The organism is Pedobacter sp. MR2016-19 (assembly GCF_014947265.1).
Taxonomy (GTDB): Bacteria; Bacteroidota; Bacteroidia; order Sphingobacteriales; family Sphingobacteriaceae; genus Pedobacter.
On sequence record NZ_JADCNK010000001.1, the window covers coordinates 232,032 to 254,602 of the forward strand.

Sequence of the window (22,571 nt, forward strand, 5' to 3'; positions counted from 1 at the left end):
ATTACTGTTTTTGAATACCCTTAAGCAAATGTTTTTCGAAGAATTTCATTCCTTCCAGAATGATGATCGGCGCCACATAATCGAAATCTTTCTGATCGTCGTGTTTCCGCTTTTGCGCTTTAATAAAATCCGGCTCGCCTTTGATGTAGTTTTCGATGTTCATATCCTGAAAACCGGCCATAAAATCTGTCGCATTCATTTTCAAACCGAACATACTCGAAGAGACCTTATAAAACAGATCCGCAAAATCCATAAACCTTGGGCAGTGCGGCTTGCCTTCCTGCGGCAAACAGATAAAATGATTCCCAATGTGCTCCAGCATTTCAGAGGTAATGGAATTGGTTGATTCCAGGTATTTAAATTCGCCATTTGGTGTAACTACACAGAAATTATCTTCACCCAATATCTCAATGGCCTGTTTATTTGTCGGCACCAAAATACTGGTGATATTGGTTGGAATTGCCAAACCTTTCGATACTTCGTATTTAACATCCGCATTATCTGTTCCGCGTTGCGAATTGATATCGATTATTTTTAAAGGGCTTGTGGTAATCGGACTAATTGTTTGTTTGGCCACTGCTTCTCCACCCATTCCCCTGATAAACATCTGCGTATAATAATCATCGGCTGCGGCTGGATTTACTGCCGTAAACCAGTCGAATATCCTGGCGCCCTTTCCTGCAAAAGCAATTTTTATTTTAGGCGGGATGGCTTTAACCGCTGGAGGGGCATCTTCAGATTTTACAATTTCATTCCTTAATTTATAGGCAAGCTGACCTGCATAAAACATGATCAGGCCTGTAACATACAGGTTAATGCTCATCATTTCTTTACACTCGGCAGCAATTAAAAGGTAAAAAGTTTCAAAATCTGAGGCTTCTAAACGGTCGACAACCTGTTCGAAATAATAGGGTGCGGTATTTTCGTTAAATTTAGGCGTACCGGAATTTAAGCCCTGGATCGATATTTTTTTCTTTTCGCAGATCCTGAGCAGCACATTTTTAAAATTTGGAGAAAACCTGGTCGCCTGTGCCACACGTTCGGCAGCGAAACGGATCGAGTTCTGTTTGATCATTGCCTTTCCGCCTTCCATCTGGCACAGCGCCGTAATATCTGTTGTACTTCCGCCGATATCGAAACATAACACCAGTTCTCCGGGATTAATGGAGTAACCCCCATTTGGGCGAACCAGATAGTTTGCTACGGCGCAGGCCTCGGATAAGGATTCTTCGTTGCTTAACTTTTTGAAATCGAACCTTACCGGACCGGTTTCAGTTTTGATATCTACCGCTGTAAGTGTTTTTTTAGCCTCATTTCCCCATCCTGTAGCAATAGCTGCTTTAGATTGCTCGCCCCAGCCACTATTGACCGTTTCTGTTGCACCCCATGCCGGTGTTGTGGTTACAGGTGCTGAATCCTGGCTGCCCCAACCACCCGATTGAGCTACCGGAGATCCCCAGCTGCTGCTGCCCGATGTATCGCCGATATCGGAAAGATCAGAAGGAGGGAAGGTTTTTAATTTAACGCTGCTTTCAATCGGTGATATTTCTTTAAGCGAATCCCATATCCCCCTGTATTCGCTTAATAATTCTTTACCCATTGATGAGGGGTACGACCATTTTAAAGTATGTGGTTCATGGCCTTCGATAAACAATTGTGCATACACATGAAGCAGTAAGGTACTTAAATAGGCAGTTTTGTAACTCTTGTCAATCTGCTGGGTAGACCACTTCATATTGTATACCAGCTCTGCCCTGCCAATCCGATTATAACCTAAAATGTATCGGTTGTTTTCTGCATTTTCAATGGGTAGGTTTTTTTCAAAACATGGAAAACCACCTTTTACCGCCTGCGCCATTAATGAATTGACCTGAATGTTGCCGTCGTTCACCACTCTTCTAGAATCGTGGATGGTTAAAACAGATTTGATGGAATTGGTCAGGATTTCGTCGTTCTGAAAGAAGAAAATCTCATCTTCTACTGCAGGCCTCTCGTCATTATTTTTGCTATCGCTGGCCAGCAAGGATACCCTCTTATTGGTCAGTTTTAAATTTTCGCAAACCTCATTCCGTTGATCGGAAAAGTAAGCTATCGATGAATTTGTACTGCCAAAGTCGACACCTAAAAAGGCTGGCGACAATGTTCTTGGCGCGTTTAACATATTCACCGGTAAAGCCTGCGTATTGCCCGATCCATCGTAACGGATAATCCCAAAACCACAATCAACCCCTGCATGTGCAAATTTTACGCCTTTAAAGGGTTTATTGCTTTCGTATATCTCGTATTTGTATTTATTGTCGGCCACCGCGTTATTGGATGCGATATGCAACTGCGCTTTAATGTTGCCGTATTTTTCGGAGATTACTGCTGCCTTTCCGTTATTGGCGAGGTATAAAGGAACACCCTGTTCATCCAGTACGATCCTGAAAAAATCGTCATCCACATTTCCGATAAATGGCGTAGCCTGAAACTTGGCGTCGTTATGCGGTATTTCTGAATAAAGAAAATATCGGTTCCATTGTTTGGATATGAAATTAGGCCACATTAAAATGTCTTTGCCGCTTATCGATTCGGAAGTTACCCTGTAAATTACCTCTTTTACAATCTCATTTCCGGTTTCGGCATACAGTTTTAACTGAACGATCAAGCGTTCGCCGTCTTTATCTGTTGGGTCGTAAATAGCGGTAATCCTAGATTTTACGTTAGATGATTCTGAAATACCCACCAATGCGTCAAGCGTGGCGCCAAAAACATTTAGCGCCAAAGGTGTTAATGGGAGGGTAAAATAAGCGTAGCTGTTCAGCTGGCCCTTGGTTTCAGCCGCCAATAGCAATATGGGTTTTGATTTTAGAAAGTTCCGGGTTTCCATCCCCTCTCTGCCAAAATCGATCTGGGCAATCTCGGTAGTATCCGGAAGCAGTAAATCTTTCGGATCGAATAGGATACTTCCTTCTTTCAATTCATTATAAATAATTCCCTCCGAACCGTATAATGCTGTGGAATAGTTAAAAAGAAGGCTAAAAGGATAATTGAACAGCGAGCCGACTTCGGGTGGGGTAGATTTATCAAGTTTAGGGTAACCTTTTGCCTGCTGATAAATAACCATCTCGGTCATCCATGCCTGGATACAGGTCGAAATATTTCCATATTCAGGCCTGATCAGTTCTTCTACTCCGGCATAATTTAACCTGAACCTTTCAATATTATCCAGAATGTGTTTAGCGTAACCATACAGTGTAAAAAGTTCCTGCGGATTAATTTCAGATTGTAAAGGATCGATAAATTTTCCGTTCTGTACATTGATGAAAGGGAATTTTTCCTTAATCTGGTACGATACCGAAGTAAAAACAAAACTGTCAGGTGAAGTTCCGCCAATAACGTTACCCTTAAAAGACATTACATCAATAAAGGGTATTTTATCTGCATTATTTGCTAAAGATTGATCACACCATAAGGGTTTTCGCTCGAATAACATATTGCCAAATGCACCAGTGGGTTCGTATATATTTTCTGTTGTATTTAAATGGCCGCCGTCCGAATAAGATAGATGAATCCTATTCACTTCTATATCTTTATAGTTTAAAGCTATACAGCTGATCAGTCCTTTCCATTCACTGATCAGGGATTTATAGAATAACATTAACCCTGATGCTTCAGCGTCTTTATCGCGGATATTATCTATGGCATTTTTGAATAAATTGGCCCGGGCAAATACAGAAGGTATGCCAGATACAATTGTTCCGATATTAACAGCAGAATTTCCATCCTGATCAACAGCGATTTCGGGTATCAGGATGTTTTTTGTAAATACTTCAAGCTGGGGAATTTTATCCCAGGCAAATTCTACTCCGTTCGGCTCTGTTTTGGGATGAACTTTTATCGCCAGTGCTTTGATTCTTTTATCAGACATGGTTCTTTAGTTTATATCGAAGTTTTGTGAAATGGTAAGTGCATTAAAAATGTGCGCAAGGAATTTCTCCTTGGTGGTATTTACTTTTTGCTCGTCTTTGGGATTAGTATTGATCAATTTTTCGACGAAAAGATCATAACGATCCCTAAAAAGCCTTCCTTTACTCCAATGGTGTTTTTCATCCAGGAAAATGGTGCCAACATCCAGTTTTTTTAGTTCGGAAGGGTTATCAGGGAATGCTTTGCTATCAAAGAGGAACCTGCCCGGGGCAACGGAATTCCTCACCTGGTAAAGCCAGCCAGGTATAAATTTGGCATCTTTGAATGTGTAGGCAAAGAGTTTAAAGTATTCGTTTATATCTTTGCATTCTGCATCGGTAATGGTACTGTACTGATTGAGTTTTTGGTTCTCACATTGTTTAATGAAACCTTTTATACCGGCATCATCAAAAGCACCACCATTTTTGGTTAAAGAAATGTGTGCGAGGGAGAAAAAAGCACCCAGTTTATTTACAAATATTTCACCTGATTTATTTTCATTACCTATAAAGTCGTCAAAAGAAAAATTGAACGAATTATCTTTAAATTCTACTGCTTTATACAGGTAATCGGCTTTTGCACTGTTAAAGCCATCATTGCGGGTAAAGAAATCGTATGCTGCACAGGCACATAACAATTCTGTAATGTGACAGGGATTTTTTTGTTCGCTTCCTCCGGTTATGGTTTGATTGGAAATGTTGTTGCCATCAATTTTTTTGCTTTCTATCGGCCAGCCGATATGGTACAATAGCTTATAACACTTCTGAACCGTAGGGTCGCTTTGGTAAAACTGCAACGCAGCCTGACTGTTTAAAGGAAAGAATGATGAATCGGCGATTACACTATTCGCTTTGCTGGCTTTCTGTTTATCATCGGGTTTATTAAAAGTGAAATACTCTGTTAATAAAGTAGAACCAAATTTGGCCTTGACGAAATCAATACTGGCATTTCCGTTAGAGCGGATTTTTACAAAATCCTGTAGTGCTTTAGGGATGACCGGGATAGATGATGCACCTGTACCACCGAATATAGACCCAAAAATGAAAACCCTCGCATTTGCACCGGCACTTTCCAGTTTACCCATAAAAGTATCCAGTTCGCGTTCCTGCGATTGTACCGCAGAACCTTTTATAATATTTCGCGCTGCTTCTACAATGCCATGGTACATCAGCATAGAACCCAGGTGGGTTTGTGCCCGGTAGCCATGATCCAATGCAAACTCCTGTACTGAGCCATTGTCCAAAAACAGATCAGAGATTAATTTATTGGCTTTTTGCTGCTCGGGTGAGCCCGTGGTAATTTTACTAATGTTTTTGTAGGTTTCCCTTCCAGGTCCAGCATAATTGGTGAAAAACCGGTGTAAATTCAGTTTTGCTGAGAAAAAAGTATTTGCATTTGGGGTTCCGCCAACACTGGTACCGGTTGTTTTGATCCGGTTATAAAGACTGATCAGTTCTTCAACCCGTCCTTTATTCCCGTTATTTTGATCGGTATCAAGCGTGAGGATTTCGATTTCCTGATTATCGAACATCCCGATTCCACACAAGTGGGTAAAAGCTTCCAGGCAGCGCATCCCGGTACCGCCTATGGCGATTACGAATAATTTATCCATTGATGTTTGATTAGGGATTAAAACCAGTGGCCGATTTTTCCGGTGGCAAATATTTTGCTCATTACAAAACCGATGATGATGTAGAGCATAAAACCGATAGCTGTACCAATACTTAAGGCTGTTACATAATTATTCAATACCATAATATTTGCATCTGGTTTGAATACATAATAGCCCAATAGAAAACAGACTGCCGGATTTATGATGGCCAATACCCAAAACCAGGTTTTACGTGCCTGTGGGTCTTTGGGATTACTCCCACCTTCGAACTTGATGGCGTTTGCAATGATGGCAGATAAAAGAAGAAAGATCAATGCGGTAATGATCGAAATGATGTAAGCTGACGTTGATTCCATTTTTAGAATTTATTTTAATGATTTTAGATTACTGTTTAGTTTTGATATAGTACGAGTACACTACTTTGTCTACGGGTTTAAGTTCCTGTAAAGTGTTTTTTATAGATTCCGACAAAGCGGTATTAGGAGTGTTTTTAGCATTAACCCACTCGAATTTGGCCATTTTGGCGCCCTGTAGACTAGGAGTAGCTGTGTTTGATAAAATATCCACCTTGATCAACCCTTCTGGATTATGGATGTTGGCTACACTGAATTTAGGGTCGAAAGAAACACCAAACTCTACATGTTTTGGATTAGACGCCCTGGTATTGGTAAAAAGGGTTTGGTTGAGGGTAAAAACCTCATTTAATTGGCTTGATGCTTGCTGTTTGTAAACCCATTGTTCTTTTAATTTCCCATCAGCATTGAAACATGCCAGTGCAATTGCATCACTTTCTTTATCAGAGAACTTTGCCTCGCCATTATTTCCTTTGGTTAATTTGGGTTGGTGTTTTTTAGCTTCTTCTGCTTTTGCAAAATTTTCAAAATCAGCTGTTACATCCGAAACTTTTACGCTGAAATTCCCGAAAGTGTAGCTATCTTCATTACTGAGGTCAATAAAAAGTTTCCTGAAGAAATCGTTAAATTGATTTTGGCCAGCGTATGTAGTATGCAGTTGATCGATGTTTTTCCAATCTAAACCAAGTGGATAAAACTCAAAGTTGTACCCGTTTTTAAGGCCGTTAATGTAACCTTCTTTTAAATCGAGGATGTTTTTTGCCTTATCTGATTTTGCACTTTCATCATAAAAAATACCGCCTGATTTTTCTGAAGGATATACTGTAGATAGCTTATAAGCATTGTTCGATAAATCAAATCTGGTTGTTGACGGAGAAAGTTTTGATTCGAGTTTTGAAATCATACTTCCTGCATCTGGATTGCCACAGCTGAATATGGTAAAATAAAGATGTTTATTCACCTTGCCTTCTTTATAATCTGCAATAAAAAAATGGACAGCATTACCTTTTTCGAGCCATTTGGAGAATGGGATTTTAAGAAAAGCAGTATTGGTCACCTCTATGTTTTTTTGCCACTCTTCAAAATCCGTAATCAGGAGGGCATCGCTGTTCCCGTCAACAATTTTTTCTACTGTTGCTTGTAAAGGTGCCCAAATATCAGCGTATTGTTTTGGGTCACTTACCTGTTGGCCCAGTTCGGTAGTATTGGCTACGTTGAGTAATGAGATTTTGTTGGAACCTAATTTGTAAACTTCAAACTGTTGGGCGAGAACGGTGTTGAAACAGGCCGACATCATGCTTTTAATCGTAGGATTACTAAAAGCCTTATTTATCCCTGAAGAGAAATCAATATAAAGTGCCGGAGTACCTCTTTTCGGATGATTCCCTGGGATTATGGCTTTATTGTATGCTTCGATACGCTTTCCTAAATCCTGATCATAAAAGTTGAAATTTGTAGCAGCAAACGGATCTTCTGATTTGGATCCTCCAGAACCTTTACATGCTGAAATTGCAAATAAGCCCAGTAATCCCATTATCCTGAAAAAATTCAGGGTATTGCCTGTTTTCATAATTTATAAATTTTAATGTTCCTAGTATTGTTTAGTTGATCAAAAGTATAAGCATAGTAAGGGCAATCCTTACGGAAAACCGTAAAGGGAAAATTAAAGGCAATAAAATTTTGATTTAATTTTTAGAACCGAATGAAAGTGATGGAGCTCGAAAAAAGATATGCTTTAAACCAATACACATTTTACTCATTCAATTAATAAGGCCTCACTGAGAAAGGAATAAGAATAGTATAGCGCATTTCATTTTCAATTGGTTTAAGGTTCGGGCTTAGAACAAAGACGTCCGGAAAATACAGAACGTTGCATTGAATCGAAAATATAATTACCGGTCTAAAACCAGGGTTACAAGGTAGTTATAAAAACGACCCCTGCCCATTTTTAAAACTTACAATCTTATGGTTACGCATTATACAGAAATATTTTTTAAATCACTCCCTTAAACAAAAAAAAGCCACCCAATTGAGCAGCTCTTATTCATCCGAAAGAAAAATTTCTATTTGGCTAAAACCATTGCATTTTGTTCGGCTTCCATCATCGCTTCAGAAGCATAGGATGCTGATTTAAGACTGGCAAAGTCAGCTAATTTTACATTATTCCTATTGCTTACAATCATTGTACTTTGGCCGGCAGTACCATTTAATTTTAATACAGCATCATCTTTAACAATGGTATATAAACTGCCTGCTGTAGTTTTAATTTTTGCTGTAGCACTTTGGCCCAAAAATAACTGAAGGTATTTTACATCAAAATTATTATTGGTTACTACAACCGATTGCCCATAAGCTTCTATTCTTTCTAAATCTTTTACGGTAATATTAAGTGTTACCTGACTGGTTTCTAATGAATTGATAAATAAGGTTTTTCCATCAGTGGTTACGGAGGTTTTTGCAGCATTGTAGTTGCTGGCACCGGCTACCTTTTGCTCTTCGCCTTGTGTTAAAACGATTTTCACATTCCCGCTTACCCAGATCCGGTTGAATGTTGATAATGACGCAGTTTTTGTTTCTGTTTTAACGGGCTCAGCGGCTAAAGTTGCCATGGCAGACGAGGTGAATACTACTGCTGTTAATGCTGCTGCGAATAAGGTTTTTGCTAAAGTTTTCATATCTTTTATATTTTAGGTTTTTGCTATTGTTTGTTATTAAGACGCAGCCATACCCCAAACGTTGCAGGCAAAAACCTTGTATTATACCAGCGTTGGTAACCGCCAGACCAACGCCTGTAATTTCTAGACGAATGGGTGTTCGTTGTATAAGCTGAATGCATAAACCCAGCGGATGTGGTTATACTTATCCTGGCCGCCAGCTTTATTTAAATTATGGAGATGCTCATTTTAATTGGTTGTTCACGCATTATGGACAAAGTGAATCTTCTCACTCTCGTATACAGTATACCCTATGAGGTATACTTTCATACAAGAACCTAATCTGGCCTGGGAGGGAGGAAATTAATTTATGGATGTATAATTTTATCTGCAAGGGCTATCAGTTCGTTCTGGGTGGATGGATCTGCCTGGTTAGAAAGCAAAACAATACCTGAGTTCAACTCCGGGTAGTAGACCATATAGCTGCTAAAGCCTAAGCTTCCGCCAGTATGGGAGATGCTGCGTTTACCGGTGCCTGTTTTTCTGATTTTCCAGTTCAGGGCAATTGCCCCATCTTCCACCTTTCCAAAGGTTGGCTGGTGGGCTAACTTAACTGCAGGATTTTCTTCGTTGAGCTGGTAAGCCATGTACTTTAACATGTCCGAACTGGTAGAGGCAATGCTGGCTGCCACCCGTAAAGCCTCCCAATTGATGACAGGCATCTGGCGTCCTTTACCGTCGTAACCTTTTGCCATTTCCCGCGGCAACTTTCCCGGCCCTAATAGTAAAGTATTTTTCATTTTAAGCGGCCGGGATATATATTTCTTCAAAAGATTCTGAAAAGAATCCTGGTATACTTCTTCCATAATATAACCAAGCAGCTGGGCGGCTGTATTACAGTGGCGGCTAACGCTTCCCGGCATTACTTGTAATTTAACGTTGTGCAAATCCCTGTAAAGGTCTTGCCTGCTATAAACCGAGTGTACCGAATCTAAGATAAATGGTATCGAATCCGGATGGGCCTTTGAGAAGAGGTCTTTTTCTGGCATCCAGTTGGGTAGTCCGGAAGTAAGGTTGACCAGGTTCAGGAGGGTGATCGGTGTTCCGTTATAATTTAGATTGGGATAACCTTCTTTGAGGTACTTGCGGATATCATCATTAAGGGTCACCTTTTTTTCGAGAACAGCCTGGGCAAGCAGGGCAGCGCCAAAGGTTTTGGTAATTGACGCAAGTTCGTAGACCGTATTTCCCGTTGGCAATACAGGTCTGTCTAATCGGGTGGAGCCATAATTGTAGAGATATGGTGTTCCGTTTTGGATGATCCCAATGGACATGCCTACCCTGGCATTATTTTTCATAAATATCGAAGCAGATTGTTCTACAACTGAATCCAGCTTGCTTTTCAACCTATTATCGCTGGCTACTTTGCTACTGTTTTTTTGGGCAAAGCAGAAAGATAAGTGCATCAGAAAGATTAAAAACAGGCTTGCTTTTTTCATGTGCTGGTTTGGGTTTTTTGAATAAGACGCCGGAGATGGACAAATGGTTGCACGGCCGATGAAGGTTTAAAGGTTTTTAGCAACCATTTCGTTGTTCTGATTTTGTAAGACCAGTTATGCTGCTTTTAGTATGCACATTAAAGATAATCGAGGCAGCTGAATACCAGACCAAAAAGATGAGGCCGCTAACGAAAAACTTACTTTTATTGGAGAATGCTTATATTTTCTGAAAGTTTTTTTAAAAAAAAGACCTTAAACATTTCACTTACAGCCTTTTATACATTTTGTTGATGTTTATAGTGGTCCCGACGAAGCCAGAACAAGCTTTATTTATATTACGAAATAAAAACTTTAGTGCCAAACCGAATATGCGTTGATAATAGGATCAGAATTGATCACTGTCACTTATTTATTTTAAAAAGTAATTAGCCAATGACTAATACATCAAGAACTTTTCAATGGGGTTGATGGAAAGGGCTAAAGACTTTCGTAGAAGTAGAACCTATAGCATATTTATTAACGACTTAAGCAAACAAAAGTTGACCCGAATTACTCATAATAGTAGTAGTTTCTTAAAAGTAGAGGAACAACGTATTTAAGTATAGACGTTTGCAGTTATATTTTTTGCAAAGTTTAGGAAATTATTTATACGTAAAACTTCTTGTAATTCTACAATTTTATTTAATTTAACGTTACAAACTCCAAATACTTAATAGACACTATGAATTCTATAAAATATGTTTTAGCAAATAATAGAAATATTAAGGGGTGTTTCGTGGTTTTAATTGTAATGATGGCCTTTTTTTCTAAAAGTCAGGTCGCTTTCAGCCAAATCAAAATTTTCTCCAAGCAAAGTACTTTTCGGACACAGCTTGATTTACTTGCATTTGCTGAACAAAAACATGCCATAAAAAATGAATATATTTTTTTCCCACTTCTAGAAAGTTACACCGATAGTACTATTAAAAAAGCTTTGGTAATAGGTAGTACGCATTCTTTAAGCAAAGGTTTAGTGAAGCCTATGATAACAGTGTTATTTGATAAGCATCCATTTCCAGCCAAACTTGACAGCCATCTGTACCTAAACTATTATGCCGAAAACATTTCCAGTATATCAGTTGAGCTTACTAGTGACAAGGATTCTTTATACAAGTATATTGTCCAAGTAGAATCTGACAGGTATTCCGGCCCATTGTTATTTTCTATGCAGAATTGGATTAAAAAAAATCAAGAAGTTAACATTAGAAAAATTAGTTTGAGGGCTGTTGAAAAGAATAAGGGTAAGCCGTTCAAACTCGCTGTTGGGGAATTAAAGATTAAGAAAATATTTAATTCAAATCAGCCGGCTAAAGGCTATTTCTTTTATGAGTTTACTGAAGACCCTGTGAATAATTCTCCCTCCTATTCCTATGCCGACTTTGGTGATGTATATCCCCTTAAATCATTTACAATATTTCGCGATATCAATGCCCAAAATTATTATGTTGAAAGTGGCGATAAGGATTTCAAAATAGTCGAAAAGCAGACGCTGGCAATGCTTTCATATACAGTGAAGAAATATCCTTATTTTCTAGAAAAAGGAATAAATAAGAGACGGATTTTATCGATTGTAGATTCGGTCATAACAAGTATAAATATGTCATTCCAAGAAAAAGTGAATAACATGGATCAAATTATTGAATCTCTGAATGATAGACACTTCGATTTGGTCCGAAACACCAATGACAAGTTAAATATACCTCTGTATATTAGAGAGATTAATGGAGAATTTATTGTGGTTGGCATTTTTGATCCAGTTATCAAAGACAAGGTGTCAGTAGGGGATCGAGTACTTAAAGTAGAAGATGTAGTTCTAAGAGAGGTGAAAAGCTTTTCAGCACAAGAGCAGATAGTAAAATTTGCTGATCGAACCCGAATGGACTCTGTAACGTTGCTTATTCAAGATCATATAGGAAAGCAAAAAAACGTAACATTACACTTTTCTAATAAGATAGAGATACCAAAAAATTATAAACCAATCCATTGCGAAACTAGAATTTATGAAGATGCTGTTTACTTTAGGTTTAATACATGGGATGCTAAAACCTGGACAACATTTTATAATTATCGTGATGAAATACTTAATAAGAAAAATATAATATTTGACCTTCGTGGTAATCCAGGAGGCTCGGAAGCAGAGGCATATCGTCTATTCTCTTGTTTTATAGAAAAGGAAATTGCAGCTAGCAATAGCGTCTACACATTTGAAAATGGTGTTAAAAAAATTGCAACTAATATAGTTAAGCCTAATCCGCATCTCAATCTTACAAAAAAAAGTGTTAAAATATTAATTGATAAAAATACAGCTTGTGCTTCAGAAATTTTTATTTCATTAATGAAAAAATATGGTGGGGCTATTCTTGTTGGGAATGAATCTTCCATGGGATCTTATTCAAGTGCGGAGTTTTTTTATCTACCTTTTGATCTAACTTTAAGAGCCAACGTTGTTACACAGTTTTACATACCAGAGATGCAATTTATAGAACAAAAAGGTATTGAGCCAGATATATATGTTCCCTTCTACACCTTTTCTGATCTATATCCTTATGATGACAAAATTTTAAAATATGCATTAAAAAAATAAAAAAAATTTGGTTTTTATTTATTTAATTACCTATATTAGAGCAACATAACATAATCTAAATATAAATCTTAATCAGAAAAAACATGGAAAAAAAGATCAAAATCAGAGATTTGATTGTTAAACAAGAAAACTCAAAAAGCGAATTTGAAAAGATGGCTGTTCCTTATTGCAATTCTGGATATTCTGCTGGTGCAAGTGGCGGTGCATCTTGTGCTAGCGGTTATTCCAGTAACCTCTGGTGCGTTAGTAATGCCGACTCCCCTGAAGAAGTTCTTTTTTAGTTAACAAAGGAATTAGATTAGGATCACAATCAAATTGTGATCCTTTTTTAGTTAAAACAGAAACTCATATTGCAAACTATACTAACATTGTAACCGTAAAAAATATTTTTTATGCTACCAAATTTAAAATTGAGCTATTACAATCATTTTGTTCCCATTGAAAACCGTCAGGTGTTTGTTATCTATAATACTTTCTCTGGATCAATGTTGGAATTAGAATGGGATTTAGGGACTCGTATCTCTAAAATGAATAGTATGGAGATACACTTTCTTGAGGATGAAATCATTGATAGACTTTTACAACATGGAATGATTGTAGATAATGCATTTAATGAATTCAATGCTATATTTAATTCTGCTGAACGAAACAGGGCTGATATACAGGATTCGGAGATTTTATTTATGGTTATCTCCCCAACTAACTCATGCAATATGAGCTGCCCATACTGCTTTCAAGGGGATAAGAGTATTAAGGCAGGAGATACTAAGTATCTGAGTGAAGAAAATATTGAACATTTAAAAGCATATGTTAACACAACAATTGCAACAACCAAAATAAAAAAAATAGCCATTGAATGGTTTGGTGGAGAGCCGCTAATTAAATCTAACATCATTGAGGAGTTTTCAGAGTATGTAATAAACCTTGCTAACAAAAACTCCATCTTATATGAGGCTAGTATTATAACTAACGGCGTACTACTAAATGAAAAGAACTACGACATATTGGAAAAGTCGAAAGTTAGAAAAATCCAGATTACGATTGATGGAAATAAAGAAATGCATGATTCTGTCCGCTATTTAAATAATGGAAAGGGTACTTATCAAAAGATTCTGGACAACTTAAAAAATATTCCAAAACACAAATTTTATTTTATTTTAAGAATTAATGGTGATAAGCGCGTTTTCGATAAGTTAGAGGGACTATTTGAGGATTTGGAAGCCATGGAGATTTGGCCGCAAAGAAATGATGAAATTCAATTCGACTGGTCGCCAAAGTTTTTCAACGTTACGGGTTTTAATGAGGAGAAGGCCTTTTACTATACAAGCTACGAATATCAGAAGTCACGTGAGGATTTTGCAAAGCTAAAAATTTCTAGATATAATAAATGGGCCTCAAATAATGCTAGAAATAGCAAAACTTTAACATATGCCTTGCCAGAGCCTGCAAAGTTTTATTGCGCTACTGTAGAAAGTCCATATTCTATTTCATTAGATGATGGGGGGTTTATTCATAAATGTTATAATACCGTAAATGATAAATCCAAGAGGATACAACATATCTCGGACTTCGACCCATATGGAGCCGGAACAGATTATTATATGAATTTTGACAAAACTAAGGTTGCTGATTGTAGTACTTGCAAGGTTTTGCCTATCTGTGAAGAAAATTGTAATATGAGATTTGTAACAAACGCGGAAAGTAAGATTTGCTCAAGCTGGAAATATTTCATGAATGAACGGATATCAGCGATTTATGAAAAAAACTTTGCTGATTAAACATAAAGCCTATTCTAATAGGCAAGATATTCATTATCCCTTATTTTATTATATAATTCTTAATCGTGATTTGTCCTTTGAAGAAGTTGATCATGTTAAGGAACAGTTTTCTGGAAGGAAAGAATACAGACGTATTGGGCAAGCAAATATAAAGGATAAAAATACCAAGAGCCACACTATCTTGGCTGTAATTGAGGAAGCGGAGGCTAAAGAATATGATTTTATAATCCTATGCAAAAACTATCATGACTTTCCACCCTCGTATAATAGCAAGTTTTTCGAAAATTGCTTATTACAGGCAAATAGTATTGGTGCAAATGTATTGCTCGGGGGCGCAACCGGATTTGTTGACAGCGTTAAAATCATAGATAATTTGTTTTGGATAGATTTTTTTGCAGACTCGACATTTATTATTATCTATAAAAGATTTTACAAAAATTTGGCCAGTTTGGTGAGAAATAATTCTTTGCAGAGCATTGAAAGAATTATATCTGATAATGCGAATAATATTATGCTGACTTATCCATTTATATCTTTTCCCAGAGAATTTCAAAATTCGAAGTCTAATACTTTTAAGGAGTATTATCTTAGTGAGCGAGCATTAACGATTATTGGCAATGCCTATAACTATTTAAAAATAAGACGCTATTAACGCAGTAATACTTACAAGTAAATCTTATGTCTATTGAAGCAATACATATTGATTTACCAACAGTTTAACGCTAGAGTATTTAACTAATATTTATATCTTTTAGCAATCGCAAAAAAGTTTCAGACTTGAGCCTTTCTGTTTTATCAATTTTTTGCATTGTATTGGCAATCATGCCTGCAACTTTTGCGCTTGCGAAGCTAGTTGCCTGCACTATAGGATTTGTGAAATAAAATGCGTTCAGTAGAATATCTACATCTGAATTGAAACAATAAATTATCTTGTTTTTATCTGGCTTATAGGTAAGCCCTACGCCATATACCGCAGGATGAGACGCAGGAAAGCAGCGTAAGTGATCTTGGTGAGCAGGAGATATAATAGGTATATTTAGATTATGTGCTCGATACAACACTTTATTAAGATGTGATGATATTTTACGTGTTCTAATACCCAAACTTATATTTATGAGGTCGACTTTTTCTTCCAAACATTTTTCAATAGCAGCGATTAGTACCTGTTCATGTACAAAATATTGATCTGAAATTATTTTTACTATAAGAAAGTTTAGGCTTGGACACTCTTCCTTTATTATGGTATAACATATTGTGCCATGACCAAACGTATCTCCAACAACATCTCTGTCAAGTTTAATAGTACCGTCGTCATCCTTGTAAAGGAATATACTCTCTATGCTTTCGTGAACATCACAATTCAAACCCGTGTCGATTATACCAATTCTTAAAGCCATAATTTGCCAGGTAATAGCATGGACATCAACTTATTAATTTTAGTAAAAATATACCACTGATAACAATTGCTCATTTCGCTATGTTTAGTCTTTTCAGAATAATGCCTTCTTCTTTATTAAATTTTTTATATTGCCCCAGCTAGCTGTAAGTTCTTCTATTTTGCTTTTATAGCTTAAATTTGATAAGGACTTGGGTTGCTTACTGTTGGCACCTTCTATCAAGGTGTCTACCGTCTCAGTATTCACATTAACGGCAAACCAAGTAATATGCTCATAGGGCAAAACTGCCCCAAGAATCATTCCTGGCAATCCATAGATCGATTCAGGACCATCTGAGCTTTGTATATCAGTTGTATAAAAAGCTACAACATAAATAGAATCCATTATAAGCGCATTAGCTCGACGACATTCAAATCCAGCAATTTCTCTGGTTTCATCCGTTATCTTCCATTTTATATGGCGCAGAGTATCTGAAATTAAAAATTTTGACGCAAAAACTTCCTTCTCCCATTGAGCAATCCTTTTCTTTGTATTTTTCTGAACTCGATTATTATATCCACACATAACAAACCACTCATCATTAGAAGCTGGGGTAACTTGTTTTGACTCACTAGGATAATAAAAAGAAGAATCCCCTTTAAATTTTAAGGTAAAGATGCTTGATTTAAATTTTGGTTGAGAAGAAATATAACTTTGGTAAGCCTCATCCTTAATACCATTAAGACTGCGCATTTCTTCCATTAAGAATTCCGAGTTCATCTTTCTTTCATAAGTTATCGTGCCAGAATTCCATTGACCTACCGAATTAAATGGTATACCAGTAAATAAAAATAGAATCACTTTTAAAATGTTTTTCTTCTGGATAATAGATAAAGTTAATTTTACGCTCATAAAAATATCCTCCTATTGTGTTTTCATTCTATTAAAATCCCAATTTAAGCTTATTAAGAAATACCTACTTAATGTATTATAGGTCTGCTGGCTAACTGAATTGTATGTAATATATCTTCTAAATCCGATTCTTTGATTTAATAAATCATTACCAGATAATCGTAGTAGTAAATTCTTTTCTTTGAGAAACTTTTTCTCTAGAACCGACGAAATAACGAAAATATTTACATTGTCATTAAATGTTGCATTTTTTTGTCTAAACTCCAAATTAGCATCAACTGATAGGGAAAAGTCAAGTGGTAGATCTAAATAAAAATTACCTGATAAATTGTGTTGCCAAAAATTTCCAACTCTGCTTTCCTGTAAACTAGTCCGATTAATATTATATTTAGTATTAAAGCTCATTGCCATACGAAAACCGTTTTGGAAATTTTTGTTGGCGTAAGGCGCCAAAGAATAAATGGAGCTACGTACATCACTCATAACACCATTTAAGATGATGTTATTTTTAAAACCATCTACATTAAAATTTACACCTATGGATCCCTCACTGATCGTTGATATTTGTTTACCAATCCCCAGATACCCATTGTATTGGTATGAACTTCCTATATTTGCATATTGATACATACTCTGGCCAGTTTCTGCGTTAGTATTAACCTTTAAACCAATTGGATCATCCAAAGTAGTGAATGTAAAGTTACCAAATAAATACTTTTTCCCAGTAGGGATATAGTTATTGTAGGAAATAAAATAGGTATGTTTATAAAACGGTACTATCCCCATATTGCCACTATAAATATTCAGAGGATCTATGTTATTACGTACCGGTTGAAATTGTTGTACGGTTGGTTGTAAAACATCACCCTCATATCTAAACTCAATCGATTTTTGCGGTGAAAACGAATATACAAGCGAAGCTTTAGGATACAGGTAAAATAATTTTTTGTCAAAGTTATCTTGGTTACTCAAATCGTTTTGATTTAAAGCAATATGCCCTATATCAGACGCCAAAAGAAGTCTAATTTTATTTTTTTTATATAATACAGAGAATCCACCTTTATTAATTATCCGGTCAAAGTCATAGACACCACTAAATGCTGAATCTAAAGTCTTATATATATTGGCTCCCAAATTGTAAGTTTCTAATTTTGATCTATTAGAATCGAAATCTATAGCATAATTAAGAGTAATGTCCCAATATTGATGAATAGGTTCCGTATAATATGCTTTTATCTTATAATAGTTAGATTTAGAGGAATTAAATTTATCTTGATTAGTAGTTAGTTGTTCGTAATCATCAGGAGTGGCTCCTATTTTATAGATAGAAGATAAATTGCCCCTAGAATTTTGCTCAATCTTAGTTTGACCCAATGTCAGCCCAAATATCCGTCTCGGCATTGTTATATATTTCTCAAAATTTATATTTGTTGATAACCGCTGAAACCTTGTTTTACTAGCAATATCGCGATATCCAGAATTGATTGTGTCTAGGTCATTGTTTAGTTGATAAGAATCAAACCTGTTGGTAGAATTCTTGTCGTTCGAAAGCGCCGAAATTTCAAATCTTAGCAATGCTGTCGAATCAAGTTTAATCTCGTACCCAGTTTTAAAACTATTATTCAACCTATTGTTATTTGCAAGAGAATTATTTTCTGAATAAATGGTATTATTAGGTAAAGTTATTTCAGATAGAGTTTTTTCCTGCACATCAATTTTTAAAGATGAAAGTTTGTAATTTAAACTAAAAGATTGCCGATCATTATCAAATCTATTGCTGAAATGGGTACCAAGCGAAGCATTCTTCGGTAGCCCGAAGCCACTATAATTTCCATCCCAGGTATCAAGATCTATATCATATGTAATTGTTTCATCAATCCCTTCGGCGTAAGTTTCTCTGTTTTTTCCGCCCAGACCTATCAAATCAGTATTGCTAAATGTTCCGAAAATCGAGGCTTTCATTTTACCCTTAAATCTGTTGATCATGAGCTGGTTTTCATAAGTAGACTTCGGTGCCCCACCTATGACAGCTTTTCCAAAAAAACCATTTTTGCTGTTCTCTTTTAGCTGTAAATTTACAACCTTGGTTTTGTCTTTCGAAAAAGAAGAAGTTTTGTCATATACCTGAACTTTGTTTATCATTTTAGATTTAAAGTTTTTAGTAACTAATGTGTAATCATCGCTAAAAAACTCTTCATCATCTACTAATACCTTGCTAATGCTCCTGCCTTGAACAGATATATTTCCATTTCGGTCCACTTGAATACCTGGAAGTAGCTTTAGCATATCTTCTACTGATGCATTTTTTGGAACCTTAAATCTATCTACATTATATTCGGTTGTATCACCCCTGATTACGACAGCATCGACTCTCTTATTGATCAATACTTCGTCCAGCAAAATACCCTTTGGAATAAGCGAAATCGTCTTAAGATTCGTCTGGCTACTTGATACTATAATAGTATCTATTAGGTCAGCATAACCACGCTTGGAAACAATCATAATGTATTTATTTGGCATGACATTGTTAAATACAAACTTTCCCAGGTGGTTTGAATGTGCAAATGAATAAAGCATGGAATCTGCTCGATTCAAGATTGTTATAGTCACGTCCGGTAACTGGTGCTGATTGACAGTATCAATTACGGTTCCATTTAGGGTCGTCTGCCCCATTAGAGCCTCATAATTTAAAAAAAGGAAAGCCAACAATAACCAATTCTTAATTTGCATACATAATTTTAAGTTATTTCCTTAGAAAATATTCGGCTAATAGAAAATATGCCAACCAAACCAAAAGAATGATAGCAGCTCCTAATGCGAATAAAAGCATGTCATTGATAATGAATAATGATACAGAAAAGATAAAAAGAAAGACGACTACAAAAACCGCATTACTTGTGATTAATACAGGCGAAGACTTTATTTTATTTCCATCGAAATTCTGCTTCTTTATTAATAAATACTGCGTTAAAACACGCTGATTAAATTTTTCCGAACCCTTTAATTCATTACTGTCAGGATTCGAGGCTTTACCTTTATTATTCATAATACTTTGCTTAAATGATTCGACATTTTTTTTCTAGCCCGGTGAAGCATCACTTTAATATTTGAAGTTGATTCGTTAGTGACTAGCGCTATATCATTGATTGTTTTTTCGGAAAGATAAAATAGATTGACCACTAAAAATTCCCGAGCTGATAATGCTTTCATAGCCACCTCGATCTTTTCTTTAACAAAAATTTCGGTATCTTCTTGTGTATGCTGTTGCACTTCTATCAGTGGATCTATACTAGAATAGAGAGTGTGTAACTGATTGTTTTTTCTTAAAATCCTAATAGATTCGATGTATACGATCCTGTATAGCCAAGTCGAAAAGCTCGCCTCGTTTCTAAATTTTTCAATATTAAGGAAGACTTTAATAAAGGCTTCTTGAACGACATCTTCAGCTTCTGCCCTTTCTTTGACAAATTTAAGAGCAATAGAAAAGGCGTTATTCCTAAATTTATTTAATAAATGCTCCAAAGCTCCCCTATTACCGCTAATTGCGGAAGTAATCAAAGCATTGTCCATTAATGCCCTTTCTTAGTAATAAAATAGAAAGTTAACGAGCCAATACCGATGGATAAACTACAAATAGCAATGTATATAATGAACTGATTTTTTACACTAATTGAACCTGTAATATAATAAGAAGTTATCAATCCTATACTCAATGCAATTAGTAAGATGCCATGACTTAAGGAAGAATATTTCATATTTTCCATCATTGATGTGTTTTCAAACATAATATCACCTTTCTTAATCAGTTCCATTTTCTGCCTGTGTTTTAATTTTATTGAATATCCTAATAGAATAAAAAAGGTTATAAAAGTTACGATAAGGAGAAGTACGGTTAATAAATCTTGTGAGTTCATAATATTGTTCTTTATTTTTTTATACTTTGATCTGTGAAACAAAGAAAAGGTTACACTTTTCAAATAAATTTATGAGTGTATCCTAAAATAGGAAGACACATCGCAAGTTTAACATATATTGTAACTCTTTCTTTTTAGGTTATTTATACATCAAAAGGAAATTAATTTAAACATGATTAATACGTCATAATTAAAAATAAATGTTAGATATATTTATGAACACGAAAAAATCGCAAAGTAGCATTATATTAAGTATACAGAATATTTTATGCTATTTTTAAATAAATGCAAACCCCTTTTTTACCTTATTTCTTATTGAGCATTAAATTGATTAGTTTCATTCGGCTTAACTAAGTGGTGATCATTGATAAATATCTAACTATTATTTTGTTCTGATGAAGTTTAATGAGGTTTGTTCCAAAGCATTATCTAGTAGAAATGAATAGTTGTTATACATTTCGTTTGCAACTTTATAATAATAAGGAAGTGAAGAAATTAATTATATGGAATGTTTATATTCATATTCTAAATAGAACTATAATATTTAACTTTAAATGTGTTGATTATAAAGAATAGTTCAAATGCCTCAGTAAGCAATGATAACGAGTTTTAATATGAACACATAATATCATAAACTATGATTCCTACTTTCATTTTTAACGCAGACCAACGGTATACGTGTTTAGAATTAAATCCTTACGAAACTTTAGATATATCGCCAAGTAATATTTTAATTGGTCAGTCCAAATACGAAAATTTAAATCGAGCAATTAACTGGGCAATAAATAATGATGAAGATATTATTTATTGTGTATGTGAGGAATACTTAATTGAAGAATTAAATTTAAGTAATTTAGAGTACGTAGTTCGAGATATTGTAGCTGAAGGTGCATATATACTATATGTACACACCCGTCATGAAAAAGCCTTTCCAGTTAATGACCTATGTCATGTGGTTCACGAAGTTTATCAAGTATCTTCCTTCTTATTAACCAAACCAATTTATGAAGATGTTAAATTATTTATTGATTACATCCATAAATCACAGATCAACATAGAATGGTTGGATTTCTTACAAATGTTAAATGCTAATCGATTTGCGTTTTCAACATCAAAATTGCATAGCAAACCAGATAAAGAATACTTGATTCACATTATTTCTGCCTTTAGAAATGCTTCTGAATTCATCAAATGTAATTTTGACTCAATAAAATCTCAAACCTATCAAAATTACCATCTTCATTACGTTGACGACGCCTCTAATGACTGTAGTTTGGAATTAATCCCTAATAAACCATTTATAAGCAAAAAGATTAATACTGATAGAAAGTATGCTCTTCAAAATATTCTAGACGTTCTTATAAATTCACAATTTTCTGACGACGACATTATCTGCTTTATTGATGCCGACGATTACCTCCCACATAAATATGTTTTACTGACTTTAAATCAAGTTTATCAACAAGAAGAAACTATGATAACTTATGGTTCTATGCAGAATCATAATGGAAATAGAAACATAGGTAGTAAATATACGAAATCAGAATTTCAAAATGTACGAAAAAGCCCATGGCGTGTTTCGCATATGCGTTCATTTAAATATAGCATCTTCAAAAAATACCTTGAATCAGACCCTTATTTACACATGCTAAAAGATTCCGACGGTTCCATTTTAAAAATGCCCTATGACATGGCTATATTATTTCCTTTGATGGAACTGGTTGAATATCATCAGGTGATTTTTTTGTCTCATTTAACATATAAATATAGAATCCATTCACTCAATGATATGCATCAATGGAGAGGCGAACAATTACGTGGCGAGGAAATCTTACGTTCCAAAAACAAACTTGAATAAAAATATTAATGAAGCACAGTAGTTTACATTTGTCATTTGGTATA

At 35.5% G+C, this 22,571-nt stretch carries 17 protein-coding genes; 5 read left to right on the top strand and 12 right to left on the bottom strand.

Annotated elements, in window-relative coordinates:
• Nucleotide 1: 1 nt before the first annotated feature.
• The 6 genes from IM793_RS01040 to IM793_RS01065 form a co-directional block, all read right to left on the bottom strand.
• Complete coding sequence (locus IM793_RS01040; protein WP_193419335.1) at nucleotides 2-3,910, bottom strand: hypothetical protein; 3,909 nt, start codon at nucleotides 3,908-3,910, stop codon at nucleotides 2-4.
• Between the two features lie 6 nt (nucleotides 3,911-3,916).
• Entirely contained in the window at nucleotides 3,917-5,560 is a 1,644-nt protein-coding gene (locus IM793_RS01045; protein ID WP_193419336.1) for a hypothetical protein, read from the bottom strand.
• 17 nt (nucleotides 5,561-5,577) lie between these two features.
• Nucleotides 5,578-5,916 (bottom strand): hypothetical protein, encoded by a 339-nt coding sequence (locus tag IM793_RS01050; protein ID WP_121285603.1) that lies wholly within the window; start codon nucleotides 5,914-5,916, stop codon nucleotides 5,578-5,580.
• Nucleotides 5,917-5,944: 28 nt separating this feature from the next.
• Nucleotides 5,945-7,483, bottom strand: coding sequence for a hypothetical protein (locus IM793_RS01055; RefSeq protein WP_193419337.1), 1,539 nt, complete (start codon nucleotides 7,481-7,483; stop codon nucleotides 5,945-5,947).
• A gap of 493 nt (nucleotides 7,484-7,976) precedes the next feature.
• On the bottom strand, nucleotides 7,977-8,588 hold the full coding sequence (locus IM793_RS01060) for a GIN domain-containing protein (protein ID WP_193419338.1): 612 nt from the start codon (nucleotides 8,586-8,588) through the stop codon (nucleotides 7,977-7,979).
• A 347-nt stretch (nucleotides 8,589-8,935) separates the two neighbouring features.
• Complete coding sequence (locus IM793_RS01065; protein ID WP_193419339.1) at nucleotides 8,936-10,066, bottom strand: serine hydrolase; 1,131 nt, start codon at nucleotides 10,064-10,066, stop codon at nucleotides 8,936-8,938.
• Nucleotides 10,067-10,787: 721 nt separating this feature from the next.
• Here IM793_RS01065 and IM793_RS01070 point away from each other — a divergent pair.
• The 4 genes from IM793_RS01070 (at nucleotide 10,788) to IM793_RS01085 (ending at nucleotide 15,119) form a co-directional block, all read left to right on the top strand.
• Nucleotides 10,788-12,689, top strand: coding sequence for a S41 family peptidase (locus IM793_RS01070; RefSeq protein WP_193419340.1), 1,902 nt, complete (start codon nucleotides 10,788-10,790; stop codon nucleotides 12,687-12,689).
• Between the two features lie 83 nt (nucleotides 12,690-12,772).
• A complete protein-coding gene (locus IM793_RS01075) occupies nucleotides 12,773-12,970 on the top strand; it encodes a hypothetical protein (protein WP_193419341.1) in 198 nt (65 codons plus the stop codon).
• 111 nt (nucleotides 12,971-13,081) lie between these two features.
• Nucleotides 13,082-14,467, top strand: coding sequence for a radical SAM protein (locus IM793_RS01080; RefSeq protein WP_193419342.1), 1,386 nt, complete (start codon nucleotides 13,082-13,084; stop codon nucleotides 14,465-14,467).
• The gene (locus tag IM793_RS01085; RefSeq protein ID WP_193419343.1) at nucleotides 14,445-15,119 is read left to right on the top strand and encodes a hypothetical protein; all 675 of its coding nucleotides are present in this window, start codon (nucleotides 14,445-14,447) and stop codon (nucleotides 15,117-15,119) included. The genes IM793_RS01080 and IM793_RS01085 overlap by 23 nt, the downstream gene beginning before the upstream one ends.
• Before the next feature lie 79 nt (nucleotides 15,120-15,198).
• Here IM793_RS01085 and IM793_RS01090 read toward each other — a convergent pair whose 3' ends face one another.
• From IM793_RS01090 to IM793_RS25085, 6 genes are all read right to left on the bottom strand, one after another.
• Nucleotides 15,199-15,864: a S8/S53 family peptidase gene (locus IM793_RS01090; protein ID WP_193419344.1), complete on the bottom strand. Its 666-nt coding sequence runs from the start codon at nucleotides 15,862-15,864 to the stop codon at nucleotides 15,199-15,201.
• A gap of 93 nt (nucleotides 15,865-15,957) precedes the next feature.
• A complete protein-coding gene (locus IM793_RS01095) occupies nucleotides 15,958-16,755 on the bottom strand; it encodes a GLPGLI family protein (RefSeq protein WP_193419345.1) in 798 nt (265 codons plus the stop codon).
• A 12-nt stretch (nucleotides 16,756-16,767) separates the two neighbouring features.
• Nucleotides 16,768-19,485, bottom strand: coding sequence for an outer membrane beta-barrel protein (locus tag IM793_RS01100; protein WP_193419346.1), 2,718 nt, complete (start codon nucleotides 19,483-19,485; stop codon nucleotides 16,768-16,770).
• A gap of 13 nt (nucleotides 19,486-19,498) precedes the next feature.
• On the bottom strand, nucleotides 19,499-19,801 hold the full coding sequence (locus tag IM793_RS01105) for a hypothetical protein (RefSeq protein ID WP_193419347.1): 303 nt from the start codon (nucleotides 19,799-19,801) through the stop codon (nucleotides 19,499-19,501).
• Entirely contained in the window at nucleotides 19,798-20,325 is a 528-nt protein-coding gene (locus tag IM793_RS01110) for an RNA polymerase sigma factor (protein WP_193419348.1), read from the bottom strand. The genes IM793_RS01105 and IM793_RS01110 overlap by 4 nt, the downstream gene beginning before the upstream one ends.
• Entirely contained in the window at nucleotides 20,325-20,669 is a 345-nt protein-coding gene (locus IM793_RS25085) for a DUF6249 domain-containing protein (protein ID WP_370629746.1), read from the bottom strand. The genes IM793_RS01110 and IM793_RS25085 overlap by 1 nt, the downstream gene beginning before the upstream one ends.
• A gap of 637 nt (nucleotides 20,670-21,306) precedes the next feature.
• Here IM793_RS25085 and IM793_RS01115 point away from each other — a divergent pair.
• Entirely contained in the window at nucleotides 21,307-22,527 is a 1,221-nt protein-coding gene (locus tag IM793_RS01115; RefSeq protein WP_193419349.1) for a glycosyltransferase family A protein, read from the top strand.
• Nucleotides 22,528-22,571: the final 44 nt, after the last annotated feature.